Genomic DNA, 20,410 nt, shown 5'->3' with positions numbered 1-20,410 from the left:
ACATTTTAAACTGCAGCAAGGCTTGGGGTTCCTGAGACTGGGTCCGGATGGATTTCTGCTGTCAGCGCAAAGGTTTGTTGGAGTAAGTGTTGAGTAAACACCTTCTCTGGTGTTCCTTGTGCTACTAGCATGCCTTCCTGTAATACCACCAGTTCATCGCAGTAACGGCAAGCCTGATTAAGATCATGTAATACAACTACTATAGTTTTGCCCTGCTGATTCAGTTTACGCATCAGCTTCAGCAGCTCTATCTGATGGGCAATGTCCAGCCAGGTAGTTGGTTCATCCAGTAATACCAGATCTGTCTGTTGTGCCAATATCATAGCGATCCATGCCCGTTGGCGCTGTCCACCTGACAACGTCGATACTGGCTGGTTTTCCAGATCTTTTAGTCCCACTTCTGAAAGCGCATCTTGTACTGCTGTTAAATCTTCAACGTTTAGTTTTCCCCAGCGCGACCCCCAGGGTGCGCGGCCATATCCGACCAGATCCTGAACGCTGATACCTTCCGGTGTGACCGGTGCCTGCGGTAATAACGCCAATTGTTGCGAAACTTTGCGGGTATGCTGTTGATGTACATTATTACCTTTAAGGAGAACCTGGCCCTGTTGTGGTCGCAGTATTCGGGCAATGCATTTTAGTAAGGTTGATTTTCCGCAGCCATTGGGGCCGATCAGTGCGGTAATTTTGCCTTTAGATATTTCAAGATTCAGTTGTTTCAGCACCTGATGTTTGCCATAGCTAAATGACAATTGTTGAATATTCAGATATTTCATTACCAGCCTCTGTAACGGGTAAGCAGAAAAAGGAAGTAAGGTGCGCCAATTAGTGCTGTGAACACACCTGCGGGCAGCTCCAGCGGCGCTGCAATGGTGCGGGCAGTAGTATCGGCCAGCAATACCAACAGTGCACCGGTCATTGCCGCTGCTGGCAGTAAGTAGCGATGGTTGCCACCAACCAGCAAGCGAGCCATATGTGGAGCAATTAAGCCGACAAAGCTGAGTGCTCCGCATACTGCAACACTGACCGCTGCAAGTGTAACCGCCAGAAATAAACTGATTTTTCGAGTTTGGAGAACTGAAGAGCCAAGGCTTTCTGCTGTTTCATCACCCAGTGCCAGTAAGTTAAGTTTCAGCGACAGTGTGAGAGTTACCGGGACCAGTATTAGTAATGCAGTTAGTAACATCCATATCTGTTGCCAGCCCCTGCCCCACAGGCTGCCGGTTAACCAGATCAGCGCAGCATTGGTTTGCTGAGGATGACTCACCAGTAACCAGTCGGTGAAAGCGGTTAGCCAGATGCTCAGTGTGATACCGACTAATACCAACCTTGCAGGGTTGAGGCTGTGATTGCGCATAAGCCACAGTAATAACAGCAGTGTGACTAATGCCCCAATAATTGCCATTGGCATAAGCCAGAAAAGTGACAGGTCCGGAAACAGTAATAGCATTGCTGTAGCAGCCAGACCGGCACCGGCACTAACACCGATCAGATCCGGTGCAGCAAGTGGGTTTCTGATCACTCCCTGAATCAGGCAGCCGGAAAGCCCAAGTGCAGCACCGGCCAGCACAGCCAGCACAATGCGTGCTAGCCGAATATTGTTAATAATCCATTCAGAGCCAACGGCTGTACTGAGGTTGAAGTTACCAGTAAACAGCCCTGTGACAGCAGTAACTAAAATAAACGTTAGTAATATGACTGTGGTTCGCCACTGAGTATTTATCATCAGGTTCTCTCCTGCCCACGACTTGCCAGCCAGATAAAACATGGTGCACCTATCAGGGCGGTGACCAGGCCGACAGGTGTTTCTGAGGGAAATGCCATATAACGTGACAACAAGTCTGCCCAGCACAGTAAGGCTGCCCCGAGTAACGCACTTACAGGTATTAGAATACGGTAATCATTGCCGACTAAACGTCTGCTCAGATGTGGTACTAAGAGACCGACAAAACTAATAGGACCGGTAATTGCGACGCCAGTGGCGGTTAACAGAATAATTGCCAGGGATGCCCAGAGCCTCAAAGCCCAGGCCGAAGTCCCCAGGCCTGTTGCCATTTCATCCCCAAGAGCAAGAATATTGAGTTTATGGCTAATGCATATTGAAGCTATGATGCCGCTCAATATCCAGGGCCAGAGTTGCTGCCAGTGATCCCAGCCTACATCTGTGAGTGATCCCGCTAGCCATGAAAGAATTTGTTGCGCCTGTTCATCTAAAATCAATACGGTACGGGTTATTGCCAGTAATAAAGCGCTCAGGGCTATTCCGGCTAATACCATACGGGTTGGGTGTAATTTACCTCTTAGCCCGCCACCTAACGCCAGTACGGTTACCCCTGCAAAAGCGGCTCCAGTTGCGGTGCTTAGTACAAGAGGCAGTTGGCTGAGTAATGGAATCATGCCGGTTTCCGCCAGCACCAACATGCAGGCAGCACCTGAGTTGAGGCCGAATAATGCAGGCGACGCCAATGGGTTTCGGGTAATTCCCTGCATCAGAGCGCCGGCAATAGCTAATGCCGCACCGACGGCAGCCGCAATCATTACCCGTGGCAGGCGGATACTGTAGATGAGCTGAGTAGCAAGGTCGTCGGCAACTGAACCTGTGGTAACCAGATCAGTAAATATTTGAGCTAATTGTTGATGTGTCAGGTTAAACGTTGAACCGCCAACTGATGCGCAGGCCATGCCGGCAAGCAACAAAACTACAAATAAAACAAATACAGAAAATGCCGGAATGCGATCTGCTGATAGGTTTGTTGCGGCTGCATACTTTAATGTCATTGGGTTAGCGCTGCAGTTAAATCTGCTGCGATGCGTTCTGCACCATAGATACCACGACCCAGAGACCATGCAAGTGGGTCTGCTGTTAGCAGTTGTTTTGACTTAACTGCTGAAAGCTGTTGCCACAGAGGATGTTTTTGCCAACGCCTGAGCAGTTCAGAGCCTCCCTCTTCCGCACTGTAATCCCCGATGATCAGCCAGTTGGGATTCATTTCCAGCAGTTGTTCAAAACCTATCTGAATATAGGCGCGTTGATCGTTTAAAGGAGCTGCATTTTGCAGGCCTAGTCTCTTCATGACGCCACTGGCGAAAGCTTTGCTGCCATGCAAAGTCATAGTACGCTGACTGGTAACAGCAAAGAGTAATTGCTTATCCTTATCTGTAGGTGTCGCTTGATTACTGAGCCGTTGGCTATAGGCGTTCATATGTTGCTGATGCAGTGTTAAAGCTGCTTCCACTTCAGTGTCTTTATCCAGCGCTGCAGCAATAATACGAGCGTCTTTAAGTAGTTGCGGATATTCAGCGCCGTAGCTGCGTAGCAGTAATGTTGGCGCAATCTGTTGCAGTTCAGAATATATGCTTTGATGACGGGTTTTATCGGCAATAATCAGGTCAGGCTTGAGTCTGGCAATTGTTTCAATGCTTGGCTGGCCACGTAAACCTACAGAGGTATAGCTACTTAGTTGTTTTCGGATGACTGGCAAAATGCGTTCTTTACGCTGGTCATCAGCAATGCCTACAGGACTGATCCCTGCAAGTACGACGGCATCTAAAAATGAATATTCCAGCACAACTACTCTGCCAGGCTGACCTTCAATTCGTAAACCATCGCCCTGATCTTTTATATCTCTTGCATGGGTTGCAGATATACATAGCAGGGTTATCAGTAAGGTAATAAATCGCTTTCTAATCGTCGGTCCTGCTTTCATCAGGTTTCCTTGAACAATGATGCTATAACGGCGAAAAGCCCAGTGGGAAACCACCGGGCTTTGGGGGGAAGCAGCTTACCTTTTCAGGTGCTCCGGCTGCGTTTGTCGTCCCTGCTCAGAATTCCATTTCCAATTCTGCATAGGCAGTCATAGGCGCGCCTGCACTAATACCTGCTCCATATGGCTGATCCGGACCGCTCAGTGAGTAATAGTCTTCGTTTAACAGGTTCTTAATACCGAAAGATACGCGGCTTGCTGGCTGAAACTGATAGCTGGCACGGGTATTCCAGATAACAAAGTTAGGTGTCTGGCCTCTGTAGTAGGTATTGTTTACAACTGTCAGAGGTTTGGTATTTTCGTTGTCAGTATATTGTTTAGACTGAGCGTAACCTTCCAGGTTGTAGGTCCATTTACCCTGTTCATACTGCATACCAAGATTACCCACCCAGTTAGAGTAGTAAGGTAATTCATTGCCTTTCAGGTCGCCGTCTTTGAATTCAGCCTGGGTGTACGCCAGGTTGCTGTAAATACTGAATCCGGTACCGGGGAACATATAACCGGCGCCTAACTCCACACCATAGTGATGTGTACGGCCCTTGTTTACGTGATATTCAAGTGTGTCGTCGTACTGCAACTTGTTATTGAAGTTAATGTTAAACAGCGTTAGCTCAGCATTCAGGTTGCCTTCCTGATAGCGACCGCCCAACTCAACTGTTTTAGCAATTTCCGGATCCAGGTTATTGGTAGAGCTGTCTGATAGCTGCAGATGCTGTAACGTGCCGAACGAAGTATTGTAATTAGCGAACAGCGTAACCGCCGGAGACAAGGTGTAGCTGGTACTCAGAGACGGCAGCACTTCTGTGTAGCTTTGTTCATTCCGGAAGTTATTGGCTACATTCTTCTTCACTAAACTTTTGCGGAATACTTCAACGTTTTCGAAACGAACCCCTGGGGTGACGGTGAAGTCGCCGAAACTGATACGGTCATCAATGTAAGCCGCATGTGCCGTCGTACCGGTTTCATCCTTTGTACGTAAAACACCGGCAACAGTTTTTGGATTACTGCCTACTGCAAAATTGTTCCAGCGATAACGGGTAAGGTCAGCATCTTCTTTGACAAACCGGTAGCCTACTGAAATTTCATGCTCGGTATCGCCAAAGTCGAATACTTCACTGTAGCGCGGCTCAACACCATAAACATTGTATTCACGGTCCCATTCATCATAACGCTGGCGTGAGTCAGGATTAAATTGCAAGCCGTATAAGCGGGATGTGTTAGACGCAAATGCCTGAACTTCAAATTCCTGTGTATCACTGATGAAGTTAGTATATTTGACGCGGGCTTCTGTTCTGTCGCCATCAAACCTGTTGTAGTCATAGCGGGACTGATATTTGTTCTCAGCGTACTGTTGCTGGTTCAGGCCACCGGCAATATCCGTTTCAGCCACAAAGTGACGCACGTGCCCTTCCAGCTTCTGGCTGTCATTCAGCCAGGTTTCGGCTTTGATCATCAGGTCATCGATGTCTTCACCGGAGTTTTCACGAAAGCCACTGCCATGACTGCCTGAATAAATAAGCGCCATGCCAGTACTTTCGCCTATGGCGCCACCAACAAAAGCGTTCGTCTGGCCAAGAATGCCGCTGTTACCGTCATCGACTGCGCCTTCAGTACGAAGTTTAATTCGGGTGGTCAATTCTTCCGGGATTTCAGGTGTAACGAAGTTAATTACACCACCAACGTTCTGTGGTCCGTAACGCACGGAACTGCCACCTTTAACAACATCAATTGCAGCCAAGTTTCCTAATGCGATAGGTGCGATCGATAACTGTGGCTGACCATAAGGTGCAAATGCCAGAGGCATTCCGTCTAACAGAATTGTCGATTTTTCAGAGAAACGGGATTTAAGGCCGCGAACACCGACGCTTAATGCGTGATTAGCACCATAGCTTTCAGCAGGTATACGAACCTGAACACCAGGGATTTTGCGAAAAGCTTCAGTCAGTGACGAGGCACCGGATTTTTCTATCTGCTCCTCAGTGAGGATATTACGGGCACCGGGAAACTCATGAACTGTGGTATCTCCCACATTATCCAGCCAGTTGCCTGTGACCAGCATTGATTCAGGTCTTACCAGAGGTAATTCACTACTGACTTCGTGAAGTGTAAGTGTATTGCCATTTTCAATTTCGTAAGAGTAGCCAGTGCCCTGCAACAGTTTGTTAAGTGCATCAGCAACAGACATATCACCTCGCACAGCAACAGCCTGAACAGCCTCAAATTGGTTAGGTGGTAGCAGTATTACCAGTCCGGCACGTTCAGCCAGGTCAGTGATAGATATATTCAGAGACTGAGCCGGAATGTTCCATGTATGGGATTGCTGCAGGTTTGCGTCTGCTGCATTTACCAGGGTAGCAGGTAAAGCAGATACCAGCACTGATGAACAGAATACGCCACGGGCGAGAATGTGTTTATAGTTTGATTTTTTATGTGCCTGCATTGCAGTGTGCAGCGCAGTAAAACGCGGAAACTTCATCCGGTACTCCAGTTTGTCTTACAGCTAACGAATGCAAATCGTTGTCATTCGAATTATTGATACTAATAAGACGGAGTCCGGATGAAACACCCAACCTGTATATTTGAAATAAATTTAATAAAGCAGGATTAACTTATCCGAGACAGTTACATACTCCAGATTTAATGCATCCTGCAGTACTTTCAGGGCTGTATCCAGGTTATTCAGAGGGAGTGTACCCTGTAATGTTTTTTCGCCCAGGCCTGGATCAGCAATTCTGAAAATTGGCGAATAATAGCGGTTCAGTAATTTAACGGCGTCTTTTAGTGGCATCTTGTCCAGCCGGACAATGTGTCGTTTCCAGCTTGGCAGATATGCATAGTCCCCATCTGATAGCTGATGCCCACGACCGTTCCAGTCGACCCGTTGTCCGGCATTGATTAGCAATGTACCCTGCTTTTTAAAATCCAGCTTCAGAACACCTTCTGTCAGAGTGGTTTGAACCTGTTGGTTAAGCTGTCTTATGTTGAATGCTGTACCGATTGCCTGAGCTGTCTGATCACCACTCCCTACTTTAAAGGGGCGTTGTGGATCGCCTGTTACTTCAAAGAATGCTTCGCCGTACAAAAGCTCGATATTTCGAGACTTGGCTGAATAATCTACGTTTACAGCTGACTGTGCGCTGAGATGGATTTTGCTGCCATCATCAAGAATGATCGTTCGTTGCTGAGCAGTTGCAGTTGCATAATCCGCAGGTTGCCATACGTGCTGTGGCACAATAAAAACCATCAGTAAAATACAAGCTGCAAGCGCAGTTAATTGCATAAATGGCTTTATGTAGCGTGTATTAGTATTTGATAATGAAGTGCTTTTATGGTTTTTTATGTCAGCAGGTTTAATATCAAAAATCGTTTCTGATTCGGTTTCCGCAACAGTTTCATCAAGTTCTTGCCATAGCATTAGTACTTCTAAGTAAGCCTCTTCATGAATTGGACTGGTTTCTAACCATCCCTTAAATTCACTCAGAAGTGCCTCGTCGGTCGTACCCTGAAGTTGTAAAAACCAATTGCTGGCTTGCTCAAATACATCATCAGAAATTGAGCTGGCAGGCTGTTGTCTTCTAGTCGTCATGCGTATTTCCAAACTAATGCTTTTCCGAGAGCAGTGCCGCACGGCACTTCTGCAGGGCTGTTTTCAGATGTTTCTCAACCATTGTCTGAGAGATATCCATTTCTCTGGCAACTTCTTTAAGGGTCATCTCCCGGTACTTCGCAAGCATCAACGCTTCTTTCGCCCTAGGAGGTAAGTCCGTAACGACCTGCTTCAGCTGTTTCAGGCGCCGCTCTTTTATCAGCACATCAAGGTGTTCTGGCTCCTGAGAAACAAATTCCATGTCAACTTCATCCAGTTCTGCCGTAGGACGTTTTTTTTGCTGGCGAATATAGTCCAGAGCAAGATTTCTCGCGGTTTTTAATAAGAATGGTCTGGGTTGTTGGATGACGCTTATAGCAGGCATCTTGGCTATTCTGACGAACGTCTCCTGGAGTAACTCCTCGGCTATATCCCGGTCTTTCACTACGGCCTGTAGATGCAGAAGTAATGCGTGGCGATGGGCTTTATACAGCTCGCTGATATGTATTGCCTGTTGTGTTTTATCAGATCTGTCGGGGTGCTCATAAGTATCCCCCGCATCACTTTTTTGCAGTGTTGAATCACAAAAAAAGCTATTCATTTGTTACGCCCAGGTTGGGTAATTGATCAGTCGGGCGTCATTGTAATCGTTAATAATAATAATTCGCAATTGTATCTTTGTTGTTTTCTATTAACTGATTTAAAAATTTCTGGAGAAATCTATTGAATAAGTATTTTGTAATTGTGGCTCATGTTCCAACTGCATCAATAACGGAGGGCTTTCTTCCAGAGCTTAGACGTCGTAACCAACCATTACTGGTTGTTACCGATCAGCCTGTTCTTCATCAGGAACTGATCGAGCAAGGCCTGTTGTATGCAGATGAGATATTAGCAGTGGATGTATTCAATCCAATTGCTATTTTAAACCTTTTAAATCAAAACTTTATTGAGCCCGTAGCTATCTTTACCAATAGTGATCATCTGCAAACATCTACAGCCATCGTCGCTGATTATTATGGGCTCCCGAATAAAGACTGGCGAGCTTGCTTCCAGGCAAAAAATAAACTGGCTATGCGTCGTGTAATTCAGGATGCTGGTCTGGATACATTGTGGTTCAAGCCAGTTTCAATGGCATCTGATCTTGCAGATGTTGAGATCCCCTTTCCTTGTATTGCAAAACCAATTGAAGGTGTTGCCAGTGAAAATGTCAGTCTTGTTAAAGACGAAGCAGAGTTAAAGTCTATTTGCCAGGCATTCTGGTTACGCAACCCCGGCCAAGCATTGTTACTTGAAGAATATATCCCTGGTGCCCTGCATACTTTGGAAACCCTCGGAGACGGCCATCAGTTACAGGTCATGGGCAGTTTTGAAACCTACTTATCTGAACCTCCCTACTTTATTGAGTTAGGCCAAACTTTTAACCGTCAACTTGACGCTGAAATTATCGAACCGTTACTGGCACAGATTAAAGCTGTCGGTGTTGGTTTTAGTAGTTGTCATACTGAGTTCGTGATGACCGATAAAGGTCCTCGACTGATCGAGATTAATTATCGAAATATCGGTGATCAGTCAGATTTTCTGTTGGCGCAGGCACTGCACTTTAATTTGTTTGGCGCGGTTGTAGATATTTATCTTGGCTTAGCTATGCCACAGGTACCTGATGGATCACATTATGCTCAAATCCACTGCCAGATTGCTGATCGCAGCGGTGTTATTGATCAGGTTCCTGGGAACTGCACATTAGAACGTGATGGCTGCACTGTTTATTACGAACCTTTGTGTAAGTCGGGTGAGTATCATCAGCAAGATAATTCTAACCGGGATTACCTGAGCATTCTGCGGGGAACAGGGCCAACGGAAACACAGCTTTCTAAAGTTATGACAGAGCTTGTATCTGAGTTATCAATCAGTTTTTCCAGCGACAATAACGCGGCTATCGGAGAAGCTTAATGAACGTATTCAACAATGCTCTTAAGCTCTCGTTAGCAACTGAAGATCACGATGAAAACGTATATGGCAGTGCCCACCGGCTTGCAGAGCAAAGCACGATACGTACCCTTCTCAACTGTTATATTCGTGAAGTCGCTTCGCCACGTAAAGAGTTAGAAAAGTATCCTGAAGCATTACTCATTCAAACCCTGCCGCTCGGCTGGAGGCAACGGCAACGGAATTGTTGCTGGTTAGTAATCAAGCTTGAGCATAGCCAGCAACAAATTATAGTTGCCGTCAGTCGGCATACCTTATTAGGTAATTATCGTTATGCTTTTCCGGTATTAGGTCGATCGTTACGTGCAAATAACGCAGCCTGGGCTGAGTTGGATGCTATGCAATTGGCGAATTGGCTTGTTGCTGATTTGTGCGAAGCAGAAGCTGCACCTTTTAATCTGGAATTCATTCAGCAAATCCGGTTGAGTCTGGAAAATACAACAGAGATTCAGAGGCATAACTTATCGCTATCATCCATGAATACGTATGAAGAAGACTTGTACTTGTTTTCAGAGCAATCTCTTTCCTATGGTCATGCCTTTCATCCCACTCCAAAAAGCCGTCAGTGGCCAACCCATGAAAACGAAGCTGATTATGCTCCAGAGTATCGTGGGGATTTTCAATTGCACTGGTTCCGTGTACGTGCTGATTTGCTGCGCTGTGAAACCGTCGCACCTTTACGTCCAGAACAACTCCACAAGGATATATGCCCCTTAAAGACTCGCGATTCAGGCAAAGGCCTGTTGCCGCTGCATCCCGCTCAGGCGCGTTATGTACTTACATTACCTGCAACGCAACAAGCGATTGCTGATGGATTAATTGAATATCTGGGTGCCGCCGGTGAGCCATACGCTGCTACTGCTTCAGTGCGAACATTATATAACCGAAACAACCCCTGGTTTATTAAAGGCTCGCTGAATGTACGTATTACTAACTGCGTGCGTAAGAATGCAATTTACGAGCTAGAAACAGCTTTGGCATTACACAGGCGTTTGCAAGTCATTAAGCCTGACCTACAGGCACAACACACGGGTTTCCGTTTACTGTCTGAACCAGGTTTCATGACCTTACAGTTGCCAGATATTGATGCCTTAGATAACACCCTTATTCAGGAAGGTTTTGGTTTAGTTGTAAGGGAAAATATTCACTGTGTACTAGCGGATGATGAACAAGCTGTGATGGCGGGTGCTCTTTTTCAAGAAGGATCGCCGTTAGCTAACAAGGTTCCTATCATCGATAAAGCGGTTTGGTTAGATGATTATGCAAGAGCAATTATTCCACCGATGTTACAGGCTTTCTTTGAACACGGTGTGATTTTTGAGCCGCATTTACAAAACACGGTTATTTGCCTGAGGAATAACCGGCCAAGTGGTGTCGTTGTCAGGGATTTCGAAGGCGTTAAGTTAGTTGATTCATACTGGCCAGTAAGTGAACTGACCGACTTAAGTGAACGGGCACAGTCATCGGTTCGTTACAGTTTTGAACAGGGCTGGAACCGGGTGCGTTATTGCCTGTTGATTAATAACTTGTCAGAAGCTGTTAATTATCTTGCCAATAATCAGGAAAGCACCGAGTCCCAACTTTGGGACGTTATTGAGCAGGTAATTCATGATTACCAGCAAGCTTCAACTAATCCGCTAGTGCATGAGCGTTTGGAAGCCCTTCTTTCAGGCGAACCTATTCCCAGTAAAACCAATTTGCTTGTGCGTATCAATAAGCGTCCTGACCGGGAAGCAGGCTATGTATATCTGAACAACCCTTTTAACCCATTTGATAAGTGAGGCGACTGTGTTCAAGGTGAATGAAATAATTCAGCAGGAGGCATTGCGCCTACAGCAAACCAGCGAAGAGCCCCTGGCGGCTTATCTTTATGATTTACCAAGTATGGAGCAGCATTTAAAGACTATATGTGAAGATCTTTCGGGCAGTGTCGAGTTGTTTTATGCAGTTAAAGCAAATCCGGACACAAGAGTTTTGAGTACAGTCGCATCCTTTGTCGACGGTCTTGAAATAGCTTCAGGTGGCGAGTTGGAACTGATTCAACCTTATCTGAATAATAAGCCGTATATTTTTGGCGGCCCCGGTAAGCTCGATAGTGATATTCAGCGTGCAATTACTAATGAGGTCGACTGTTTACATGTCGAAAGTTTAGGTGAATTGCGTCGTGTTATTTGTATTGCTGCAGAAAAAAAACGTCACCAGCCAATACTTTTACGTTTGAATCCTGTGCTACCTGACACGATGAAAACTACTCTAACAATGGCAGGCCGGGCGACTGCTTTTGGTATTGATGAAGCTGGTATCGGCAGTGCAATTGAGTTAGCAAAGGCGAGTGAATGGGTGGATTTACAAGGCTTTCATATCCATGCGCTTTCTCATCAGCTGGATGCTGCTAAGCATGTTCAGATGCTCGACTTTCTGCTCGATCGTACAGTTGAATTGGCATTGCAGTTTTCGGTCGACTTACGTGTGGTTAATTTAGGCGGTGGAATAGGTGTTAATTATCGGCAGCCGGATAATCAGTATGAGTGGTCAGTGTTTGCCAATGGTATATCTGCGCTTGCAGCTAAACCTGCCTATCAAAACTTAAAACTGCGCCTGGAAATGGGTCGTTATCTGACTGCATTTAGCGGGTATTACCTGATGGAGGTCTTAGATCTAAAGGCTAATCATGGTGAATATTTTGCGATCTGTCGTGGAGGTACTCATCAGTTTCGATTACCGGCTGCACAGGGCCATAGTCACCCTTTTGTTTGTCTGAATAATCATATTCCTGATGCAGATAGCCTCTCTGATACAACAGTGACTGTTGTGGGTCAGCTTTGTACACCAAAAGATATTATCGCTACTCAGGCTCCGGTTAAGAAAATAGCAGTAGGTGATTTGCTTATTATGCCATTGGCAGGTGCATATGCCTGGAATATCTCCCATCAGCAGTTTCTCTGCCACCCTGCTCCCGAGTTCCATTATCTGGAGGCAGATATATGAATGCTCCTCTCAACGCAATAATAAAACAGGATGTTCAGGTAGCAATCAAGCCTGAGTATCAGCAACAGGCTGCTGCTAAAGGCCTGTTTCGCTTATTGCGCAGTGTTCTTCGAGAACAGATGTTTAGCTGGCAGTATCATGAAACAGGTATATGTCTGACCAGCATTAAAGGATGTTTGGTTTTGGCTAAGCCTCAATATGACAGTCTTGGGGCTTTGCGGACTTATCGTTCTTTGACTTGGTATGGCAATAGTGAAAAGAAGGATATTACTGATCCTGTAACAGCTTTAAATAAGCTGTTAACAGTTACTGATTACCAGAGCCTTAAAGACGAGGATCCTTGGCAGAGAATCAGTAATGAATTACAAAACAGCATGAATAATGAGGCGCTGACGATTGACTGGCGAACTTATCAGGACGAACTTATTCGTGAGCAATGCGAGATCCAGGGTGTCAATAATCTGCTGTGCTGGAGCCGTTATGCTGCACGGCAGCAGTCCTCACAATGTACCGCAGTTAATAGCGCTATTCTGATAGAGCAATGGTCGGCTGTTGGACACCCATATCATCCTGGCAGCAAAACTAAGCTGGGGTTATCTGTTCGGGAAGTACTTAATTATTCCCCAGAGTTTAATAATTCGGTGCCGCTGGTACTTATTGCAGTTCACCGGTCGTTATTGAAGGTGACAACTCTGAGTCCCGATCTTAATTATTGTCAATGGTTTGCCAATACGTTTCGAGATTGGTATCAGCAATGGTTTGTCTCACTTCAGGACAATAATGGTGTTAATGCAGATGACTATTTACCGGTGCCTGTCCATCCCTGGCAGCTTGAACATCGTTTACCTGATTTATTTTCTGTTGAAATACAGCAGCAAAAAATTGTGCTTTCAGGGCCCTCTTTTCCAGCTTTGGCTACTTTGTCCTGTCGTACACTTGCGCCGGGAACGAATGCCTCATTGCCTTATATAAAACTGCCTGTTGCTGCACAAATGACAAGCTCCGTGCGTAACCTTTCGGCCTCATCTGTTGATAATGCTCCACGTATAGCTGCTGTATTACAGGATATCCTGACTTTGCGGTCTGATATTGCATCTGTATTACGCTTTCAGTGGGATGAGGTTGGGTTGCATACCTGTGTTGATACAAAAGAACGTGATAATGACCGATATCTGTCAGTAATTTTTCGGCGTAACCCTGGCCGTTTAATTACAGAAAATGAACATGCAGTTGTTGTTGCTGCTCTGTTTAGTGAAAGTCCGCTTAATTCCCTGTGTGAGAAGCCGGTTCCTTTATTTATTGAGTTGATGTTGTTGTCAGGAGTTAGAAACAATTCGCAGGCCATTAGATGGTTTAGTCACTATGTGGATACCTTACTTACAGCACTTCTGAGCCTTTTGCTTGAGTACGGATTGGCTTTAGAAGCACATCAGCAAAACATGATGGTAGTTTTTACAGATAAAGGCGAGCTGAGAGGGTTTCTTAACCGGGATGTTGGAGGGATTTGTATTCACAAAGCGACTCTTTCAGATCGTGGCTGGCCGATAAATTTCACTGAGTCAGCTGTGTTTGTAGAAACCACTGATGAAACCAGGGCTAATTTTTCTCATACTGTCTTACAGAGTCATATAGGAGAACTCATTAGTTTGGCGGAAGGCTATTTTGATCTGACCGCTGAAGCACTCTGGTTACAGGTTTCTGCATTGCTACAGAAACATATACAAGCTCACGGTGATAAGTATGGCGAACAGGCGTTACAACATGAAATGGAAGCCTTTTTTCGTCAGCCGTGGCCAGGTACTGCATTTTTACGCATGAGATTACAGGGACAGTCTGAATATGCTCAAAGCCAACCTGTCAGGAACCCTTTAACAGAAGGGATAGTAGCCTAGATGGTTAACTGGAAGAGGCAAATAGTATTGCTCTGGTGGTGTCAGTTACTGGCTATAGCGTCTATGGAAATGAGTGAGCCGTTCTGGCCATTATTTCTTCGCCAACTTAGTCCTGAGTCTGAAAATATCGTAATCTGGAGTGCTGTGATTTACGGTGCTCCGCTTTTTGTGTCTGGTCTAGTGGCCCCGTATTGGGGAGCGCTGGGAGATCGCTATGGGCACAAGAAAATGGTCTTACGAGCATCGTTAGGTTTAGCTCTTACTCAGGGGCTGCTGTATTTCAGCAGCAGTCTCTGGGAGGTGTTGGTTTACCGTTTATTACAAGGGGCGCTGGCAGGGATTATTACGGCTGTTCTTTGCCTGGCAAATAGTCTTGCGCCACAGGAGAGCCGATCTACAGTTATTGGTCAGCTAACGTCAGCTACTGCAGCAGGTGCCATTTTTGGTCCTTTACTGGGTGGTATTTTGATCCAGTGGCTAAGTTTTACCGCACTATTTGGTGTTGCATCTATTACCTGCTTAATTATCACCGTGTTGCTAATGTGGCGTGTAAGTTCTGACGATAAAGATTGTAATTTAGTAACAAAAACTTTTCCTTTAAAGCTTGATGAAGGTATGACCGTTAGCAGATATACGCATCTGATATGGTTATTTTTATCAGTCATTTTTCTACTCCAGATAGCAAAGTCAATTCCAAGCTCATTTTTTGCCCTTTATACCGAAGAATATTTGGTGGCAACGCCATTTTTTACCGGACTGTTGTTCAGTGCAGCGGGAGTTGGAATGATGTTCAGTGCTCCCTATTGGGGGAAATGCTTTGATCGCTTACGGTCAGGGAATCAACCATTGCTCCTCGCACTAATTGCAAGCTTTGCTTCTCTTTGTTATTTGCTACACCTGCAAACTGAGTGGTTGATTTTGCTAATAGTTCGCTTTATTTGGGGCTTATGTCTGGGAGCAATGCTACCTATGGTACAGGCCTTAATGATTTCGATGACCGAGCAGCGACAGCAAGGTTTACTCATTGGCCGCGCACAGCGAACCATTAAACTTGGTAATCTGGCAGGTGTAAGTGTGGGAGCTCTGATTCTGACTTACTGGGATTATGAGGCTGGTTTTTCAGTAGCAGCATCAGTTTATCTATTATGTTCACTGGTACTGTTCATTACGTGGGATAAGTTAAACCGCAGTTCTTTACCTGAAGCCTCTGCAGAACAGTGATCTCTGAAATACTGAAGGGATGTTTTTAACTGACAAAACTTTAATACGCTATGAAGTAAAGAGTTCTTTCTGCAACGCAGGTGTTCAGTTAAGAACTCTTTCCGCTAAAAAATCTATTGCTAATCGCATTTACTAACAAATTTTGTGTCGCTAAGAGCTCTGCTGACAAGAGCTCGTTTTATAAGCATGCTTATAGGGCTGTTAATTAAGCTGTTTGTATCTAACGTCTGATATAGGAATTCCTTGTCTAAAAGTTATTTCTTAAAGCAGCGGTTAGTAATTGCTGCTGTATTAGAAGACTAAAATTTCTTATGACAGAGAATCAGCCGAAGTGTGCGAGCCAGCTGGTTGCCAGTTTGCGCCTTTGCGCGACTGATAAGTTAGCCATGCCTTTTTCAAGCGAATGGTTTTGCAGATAATCGACGGCCATGATGGCTTCCCCCTGAACCAGATAAATATAGGGCCCTACTTCTGCGTTATGTATAAAGTTAATCGCGTTACCGTGGTTGCCTAGATAGAAATACTGTCCAAGTCTTTCGTATTGGCTGACATGCTCTGTTACCGGAGTGATATTGAAGCTGCTGTCCGCCCTCTTCAGATCGAGTTCGTCATCCGATGAAGTGACCGAAAATATAAATGCACCATTTTTGATACGACTAAAATCATGGTTACTCAGTGACTGGTTGCCTGTTGCGCAGAATATTACGTCACTGTGTTGTAAGGCTTCGTCTTTTTGAATCAGGTCGAAGCCTCTGGAGCGTGCTTCAATCGCTCTGATGGGGTCTATTTCAACGATTTTTGTGTTGATGTTTTTTGCATGCAGGGCTTTGGCAATTGAGCTGCCTATTTTCCCGTAACCAAACACTACAGCATTGCCACCATTCATGATGTGATGGCACTGGCGCATCAGGGCTTCACTTGAATAGACGATAGATTGCCCGGTCAGATAGTCTTCCGGGCCTTTAAGCGGGCTTCTGGCAATAGATATAACAGGTATAGTCAATTCAGGAAGGCTGCTGTAACGCTGATGGCCATTTTCGGTGATTTCAACAATACCTTTGAGGTTGGCGTGAAGCTTTTCCGGGAGCTGGCTGACTGATGCGGCAAAATACCCTCCTATATCAATGATTATTAAGTCTCCTGTGGGAACATGATCGTTGAGAATAGCAGCGGCAACTTCTGGAGATTGGAGGTGGTCGCGCTTTTTAATAACTACCGGAAATTTCTTCTCAACCAGCTCCAATGTGTTGTGATCAATACTTCTTGGTTTGGGAATTACCATCGATACCCGACCAAATCTTTCCAAACAATCCAGATAGCAGGTTGGCATATCCAACAAATGGGTAACTACAACCAGGTTCAGATTGGCATTGTATTCTGGCTGAATATCTTCGAAGAAATGTCTGCTTTTTATAAACAAAGGGTTCATGGCCTTACTCCTTAGGGCTACTTATGTCGTACAACTGTGTAAAAGATTGTTCTCAAGAGTACAAATGTTTGTTTTAATCAAACACTTGTATTAATTTCGTGCTACAGATTCAATTGCACTTTTTGCAGTTGATTAATGTAGTATTAATGGAATAAACCGGACTACGGTTGCTGTTCACCGCTATCAGTTTTGCAACACAGCAGCTTTTACACATTTATGGATTCGTTGCGATAACTGAACAGGATCCGGGTCACTAATACCGGTTTAGGTTAACAAGGTTACTAAAACTGATATGAGCTCTGACGTGAAGTTGTGCCAGAATCAATCCAAAGACAGCGATTCATCAATTCTGGGTTACATTGATGACCTGGTATCTATTGTCGATAAAAACTATCGCTACTGTGCTGTCAGCAAAGGCTATGAAAAATTCTTTGGTTGTTTGCACAGTGAGATAGTTGGCAAGCATGTCAGTGATATACATGGTGAAGAAGTGTTCGTGGCTCATATTAAAGCTGAGCTCGACCGAACACTTGAAGGCGATGAACACACTTTCCGTTTTTGGCGAACCAACTCTCAGGGTGAGCTGCGTTTTCTGGATGTAAAACATACCTGTTACCGGGGGCCGCTGACCGATGGCCCTGGTGTTGCTGTAGTGGTACGTGACGTTACAGAGATAGCACGTGCGAAGGAAGCTACTGAGCAGAAGCAAGAGCTACTTAACACTATTATCAATGCCATTCCTGATTTGATTTTTGCGAAGGATCATACCGGCACGTATCAGGTTTGTAATAAAAGCTTTGAAGAGTTTCTGGGTTACCCTGCTGAAAGCATTATTGGTAAAACAGATTTTGAACTCATGTCTGCTGAGTCTGCGGCTTACATCAACCGTCGGGATAAAGAAGTTCAGCAAACAAATCAGGCCCAGCGTTATGATGAATGGGTGAAGTATCAGGATGGCCGTCGCCGTCTGTTAGATATGTATAAACTGCCATTGCTCGAAAGTGGCCGGGCGCGTTCTGGTGTCCTTGGTATTGGCCGGAATGTCACATATGAGCGTAAGGCTGAGCAGAATTTGCTGATGGCGTCTCTGGTGTTCGATACTACACCTGATCCCTGCATCATCTTTGATAATACTGGCGGTATTATTTCTCGTAACGAAGCGGCTATGAAGCGCTTTAGTCAGCTTACTGATGATCATCAAAAGCAGGACATAAACGATCTGTTTCACTGCCCTTCTGTTTCGACGCTTGATCTCAATACGTTATTGGGTGATACCAACAGCTGGTACGGCGAAATTTGCTGTTCAAGTGAAAACAACAGTTTGCTGGCTACGATTAACCTGGTGCAGGGACAATTTGAACAGTTAAATAAGTATGTTCTGATTATTCGTGATGAAGAAACGCATCAGGAAATTGCAGAAAACCTGCTACACATTGCTTATCAGGATTCCCTGACTAATTTGCCGAACCGCCGGTTGTTTTATTCACGTCTTGAAAGCGCGATTATCCGGGCTGAGCGCCAATTATCACAACTGGCTGTCATGTATATCGACCTGAATGATTTTAAGCCGGTTAATGATCTCTATGGCCATGCTGTCGGTGACAAAGTTCTGGTCGAGATTGCGAGACGTTTACAAAGCTGTTTCCGTTCAACAGATACGCTTGCCAGAATCGGCGGTGATGAGTTTGTTGCGCTGGTGGATATTGATAATTGTGAACAGGCAAGAGCTGTTGCCGATAAGGTACTACACAGTCTCGACCCTCCCCTAGAGCTTGATGAGAAAGATCAGACAATTATTTCGGCAAGTATTGGTATCAGTCTTTTCCCCAGTGATGCTGGTAGTGCTGAAGACCTGCTACTTAAAGCTGATGAGGCTATGTATCGCGCCAAGCGGGATGCTGGCCGGTATTGTGAGTTTAGTGGTGAATAAAGCTGGCACTGAGATCTTCAGTGCTACTTAGCCTGCTCAGGGCGCATTTCTTCAATAAAACTTTCTACTATCTCTTCAAGTTCACCGCTGCGACGCATGTTATAAATTTCGGTATCCAGCGATTTACTAAACAGTTCTTTATATGCAAACCGGCCATTATCAGTATTTGTATAGCCTACAAAGGCTTGTTCCCGGGTGATAGTAGTTCCCTGAAATATCCGGGTGTTAACGCCTCCTTGCCAGTACTCTCCACTCTTTTTAAGTATTTCCAGTTCAATTATGATCGACAGCTGATCATTCATGTAACAGTCAACCCGTTTTCTGCTCAGTGTCAGAATGCCTTCACGATTACCTCTAACTTCCATTATCTGTATATCACCTGCCGCTACTGCATCCCAAAACCGTTCCCCACCTAAGAGGAAGCCAGAATTAATACCGATAAGTAAACCCATATAGTCATCGGGCCATTGAGGTCTGGGTTTGCCGAGAAGAATATCCTGATGGCAATAAACTACTACTTTTTCATCACCCAGAGGTAATGAGTAAGGCCATATATAAGGTCGTTTTGCGGTATGGAAGTAAGGTGGGTATAAGGCGAATCCCTGGCCCCGTTCAAGTAACAGCAGGCCTCGTTTCCATGGGATTGGAATTAGTCTGACCTTATAGTCTGGCATGCGGCTAAATGCAGTCGTCAGAATACGTGTATATAAACCTTTTAATTTTTGATCATCTACATAGGAATACGGCGGATAACTGTCATCTGCATAGATGGTTACTTCGAGTGGTTCAGTGGTTTTATCTGCATGGGCTGTTATGCAAATAAGAAAAAAAATAAGGCTAAGGGAAAACCGCTGCACTGAGTGCATCACCACCTTCCTTTCTTCTCAGAGAGAAGTTCATAGCAATCGCGTCTGTCGCTGTCTCCCCTTACCTGGGAAATCCTCTCAGCAAAAAATTCTGCTTTGTAAACTGCAGCTTTAAATTAATCCTTTCATTTGAGTATAGGCAATTTGTTTGAATATTTGGCTGACTTGGGCAGATAAAGCAAATTTTGGCGCTGTAATGAAGGGCTTTAGCTGCGTATTAGTATCGCGGAAAGATATCTGTTTTATTCCGTTGTCAGCGATCGGCTTGATGAGGTTTATTCAGAATAAGTAATTGATGTGCAACAATATTAAAAGTTATGTATTGGCTGCAATATATTGATTTAATGGTTTAAAACCAAAAAAAAAGCCCCAGGTATGGGGCTTAAAAAGATACTCTATAAGAGTATGCTTGGCTGGATTCTAGCGTTGGTAAATAGGGATGTTATGTTTATCACACATACGTTGATAGTCATGGCTTTGATAATATCCAGATGCAATTAGTCGGTCATGCAGCTGATGCTCGACAGTTTGTAAATGTTCGGATTTGAAGTCAGTTCTGTGTAATGCCCGCCTGACAAGCTCCATGACCTCTGGTGATAGTGTCATAGTAAATCTCCTTTTTACCGTTTGACCATTTCTGCGCACAGGGAAATATATGTGCTTCTGAATGAAGGTTAGTCGAACATATTATATGTGACACATTAAATTCATTTATTATCCATATATCCGTGCCCATTCTGTGTTTATC

The 20,410-nt window shown here is 44.9% G+C and carries 16 protein-coding genes; 6 read left to right on the top strand and 10 right to left on the bottom strand.

Going from position 1 to position 20,410, the window contains the following annotated elements; genetic code table 11:
• Positions 1–5 precede the first annotated feature (5 nt).
• The 7 genes from fecE to OCU49_RS12155 all read right to left on the bottom strand — a co-directional run bounded on the left by fecE (position 6) and on the right by OCU49_RS12155 (position 7,951).
• Entirely contained in the window at positions 6–776 is a 771-nt protein-coding gene (gene fecE / locus OCU49_RS12185; RefSeq protein WP_261840844.1) for a Fe(3+) dicitrate ABC transporter ATP-binding protein FecE, read from the bottom strand.
• The gene (locus tag OCU49_RS12180) at positions 776–1,726 is read right to left on the bottom strand and encodes a FecCD family ABC transporter permease (protein WP_261840843.1); all 951 of its coding nucleotides are present in this window, start codon (positions 1,724–1,726) and stop codon (positions 776–778) included. Before OCU49_RS12180 ends, fecE begins: the two co-directional genes overlap by 1 nt.
• Positions 1,726–2,778 (bottom strand): FecCD family ABC transporter permease, encoded by a 1,053-nt coding sequence (locus OCU49_RS12175; RefSeq protein WP_261840842.1) that lies wholly within the window; start codon positions 2,776–2,778, stop codon positions 1,726–1,728. Before OCU49_RS12175 ends, OCU49_RS12180 begins: the two co-directional genes overlap by 1 nt.
• Complete coding sequence (locus OCU49_RS12170) at positions 2,775–3,707, bottom strand: ABC transporter substrate-binding protein (protein WP_261840841.1); 933 nt, start codon at positions 3,705–3,707, stop codon at positions 2,775–2,777. The genes OCU49_RS12175 and OCU49_RS12170 overlap by 4 nt, the downstream gene beginning before the upstream one ends.
• Positions 3,708–3,822: 115 nt before the next feature.
• Entirely contained in the window at positions 3,823–6,240 is a 2,418-nt protein-coding gene (locus tag OCU49_RS12165) for a TonB-dependent siderophore receptor (protein WP_261840840.1), read from the bottom strand.
• A gap of 114 nt (positions 6,241–6,354) precedes the next feature.
• A complete protein-coding gene (locus OCU49_RS12160; protein WP_261840839.1) occupies positions 6,355–7,350 on the bottom strand; it encodes a FecR family protein in 996 nt (331 codons plus the stop codon).
• 13 nt (positions 7,351–7,363) lie between these two features.
• Positions 7,364–7,951, bottom strand: a complete 588-nt coding sequence (locus OCU49_RS12155; protein WP_261840838.1) for an RNA polymerase sigma factor — start codon at positions 7,949–7,951, stop codon at positions 7,364–7,366.
• Positions 7,952–8,073: 122 nt separating this feature from the next.
• Between OCU49_RS12155 and OCU49_RS12150 the strand changes: the two genes are divergently transcribed.
• Genes OCU49_RS12150 through OCU49_RS12130 form a run of 5 tightly spaced genes read left to right on the top strand, consistent with a single transcriptional unit; the run spans position 8,074 to position 15,437 of the window.
• Positions 8,074–9,300: an ATP-grasp domain-containing protein gene (locus OCU49_RS12150; RefSeq protein ID WP_261840837.1), complete on the top strand. Its 1,227-nt coding sequence runs from the start codon at positions 8,074–8,076 to the stop codon at positions 9,298–9,300.
• Positions 9,300–11,117, top strand: a complete 1,818-nt coding sequence (locus OCU49_RS12145; protein ID WP_261840836.1) for an IucA/IucC family protein — start codon at positions 9,300–9,302, stop codon at positions 11,115–11,117. Before OCU49_RS12150 ends, OCU49_RS12145 begins: the two co-directional genes overlap by 1 nt.
• 16 nt (positions 11,118–11,133) lie before the next feature.
• Entirely contained in the window at positions 11,134–12,324 is a 1,191-nt protein-coding gene (locus OCU49_RS12140) for a type III PLP-dependent enzyme (RefSeq protein WP_261840835.1), read from the top strand.
• Entirely contained in the window at positions 12,321–14,216 is a 1,896-nt protein-coding gene (locus OCU49_RS12135; RefSeq protein WP_261840834.1) for an IucA/IucC family protein, read from the top strand. Before OCU49_RS12140 ends, OCU49_RS12135 begins: the two co-directional genes overlap by 4 nt.
• Positions 14,217–15,437, top strand: a complete 1,221-nt coding sequence (locus OCU49_RS12130) for an MFS transporter (protein ID WP_261840833.1) — start codon at positions 14,217–14,219, stop codon at positions 15,435–15,437.
• Between the two features lie 322 nt (positions 15,438–15,759).
• On the opposite strand, the gene OCU49_RS12125 is transcribed toward OCU49_RS12130, so the two are convergent.
• The gene (locus OCU49_RS12125) at positions 15,760–16,866 is read right to left on the bottom strand and encodes an adenosylhomocysteinase (protein WP_261840832.1); all 1,107 of its coding nucleotides are present in this window, start codon (positions 16,864–16,866) and stop codon (positions 15,760–15,762) included.
• Between the two features lie 292 nt (positions 16,867–17,158).
• Here OCU49_RS12125 and OCU49_RS12120 point away from each other — a divergent pair, with 292 nt between their 5' ends.
• Entirely contained in the window at positions 17,159–18,796 is a 1,638-nt protein-coding gene (locus OCU49_RS12120; protein ID WP_261840831.1) for a sensor domain-containing protein, read from the top strand.
• 23 nt (positions 18,797–18,819) lie between these two features.
• Here OCU49_RS12120 and OCU49_RS12115 read toward each other — a convergent pair whose 3' ends face one another.
• Together OCU49_RS12115 and OCU49_RS12110 are read right to left on the bottom strand one after the other, a co-directional pair.
• Positions 18,820–19,662, bottom strand: a complete 843-nt coding sequence (locus tag OCU49_RS12115) for a substrate-binding periplasmic protein (RefSeq protein WP_261840830.1) — start codon at positions 19,660–19,662, stop codon at positions 18,820–18,822.
• A gap of 420 nt (positions 19,663–20,082) precedes the next feature.
• Positions 20,083–20,268, bottom strand: coding sequence for a hypothetical protein (locus tag OCU49_RS12110; protein WP_261840829.1), 186 nt, complete (start codon positions 20,266–20,268; stop codon positions 20,083–20,085).
• Positions 20,269–20,410 lie beyond the last annotated feature (142 nt).

Source organism: Aliamphritea ceti, assembly GCF_024347215.1.
Lineage (GTDB): Bacteria > Pseudomonadota > Gammaproteobacteria > Pseudomonadales > Balneatricaceae > Amphritea > Amphritea ceti.
Note: the sequence above shows the minus strand (reverse complement) of the source record. Positions and strands in the feature narration are given on the sequence as shown.

What these genes read in the sequence shown, in the direction of transcription:
- OCU49_RS12165 (WP_261840840.1), bottom strand. Translation starts at nt 6,240, where the DNA reads ATGAAGTTTCCGCGTTTTACTGCGCTGCACACTGCAATGCAGGCACAT.
- OCU49_RS12145 (WP_261840836.1), top strand. Translation starts at nt 9,300, where the DNA reads ATGAACGTATTCAACAATGCTCTTAAGCTCTCGTTAGCAACTGAAGAT.
- OCU49_RS12175 (WP_261840842.1), bottom strand. Translation starts at nt 2,778, where the DNA reads ATGACATTAAAGTATGCAGCCGCAACAAACCTATCAGCAGATCGCATT.
- OCU49_RS12120 (WP_261840831.1), top strand. Translation starts at nt 17,159, where the DNA reads ATGAGCTCTGACGTGAAGTTGTGCCAGAATCAATCCAAAGACAGCGAT.
- OCU49_RS12160 (WP_261840839.1), bottom strand. Translation starts at nt 7,350, where the DNA reads ATGACGACTAGAAGACAACAGCCTGCCAGCTCAATTTCTGATGATGTA.
- fecE (WP_261840844.1), bottom strand. Translation starts at nt 776, where the DNA reads ATGAAATATCTGAATATTCAACAATTGTCATTTAGCTATGGCAAACAT.
- OCU49_RS12155 (WP_261840838.1), bottom strand. Translation starts at nt 7,951, where the DNA reads ATGAATAGCTTTTTTTGTGATTCAACACTGCAAAAAAGTGATGCGGGG.
- OCU49_RS12115 (WP_261840830.1), bottom strand. Translation starts at nt 19,662, where the DNA reads ATGCACTCAGTGCAGCGGTTTTCCCTTAGCCTTATTTTTTTTCTTATT.
- OCU49_RS12180 (WP_261840843.1), bottom strand. Translation starts at nt 1,726, where the DNA reads ATGATAAATACTCAGTGGCGAACCACAGTCATATTACTAACGTTTATT.
- OCU49_RS12170 (WP_261840841.1), bottom strand. Translation starts at nt 3,707, where the DNA reads ATGAAAGCAGGACCGACGATTAGAAAGCGATTTATTACCTTACTGATA.
- OCU49_RS12135 (WP_261840834.1), top strand. Translation starts at nt 12,321, where the DNA reads ATGAATGCTCCTCTCAACGCAATAATAAAACAGGATGTTCAGGTAGCA.
- OCU49_RS12125 (WP_261840832.1), bottom strand. Translation starts at nt 16,866, where the DNA reads ATGAACCCTTTGTTTATAAAAAGCAGACATTTCTTCGAAGATATTCAG.
- OCU49_RS12130 (WP_261840833.1), top strand. Translation starts at nt 14,217, where the DNA reads ATGGTTAACTGGAAGAGGCAAATAGTATTGCTCTGGTGGTGTCAGTTA.
- OCU49_RS12110 (WP_261840829.1), bottom strand. Translation starts at nt 20,268, where the DNA reads ATGACACTATCACCAGAGGTCATGGAGCTTGTCAGGCGGGCATTACAC.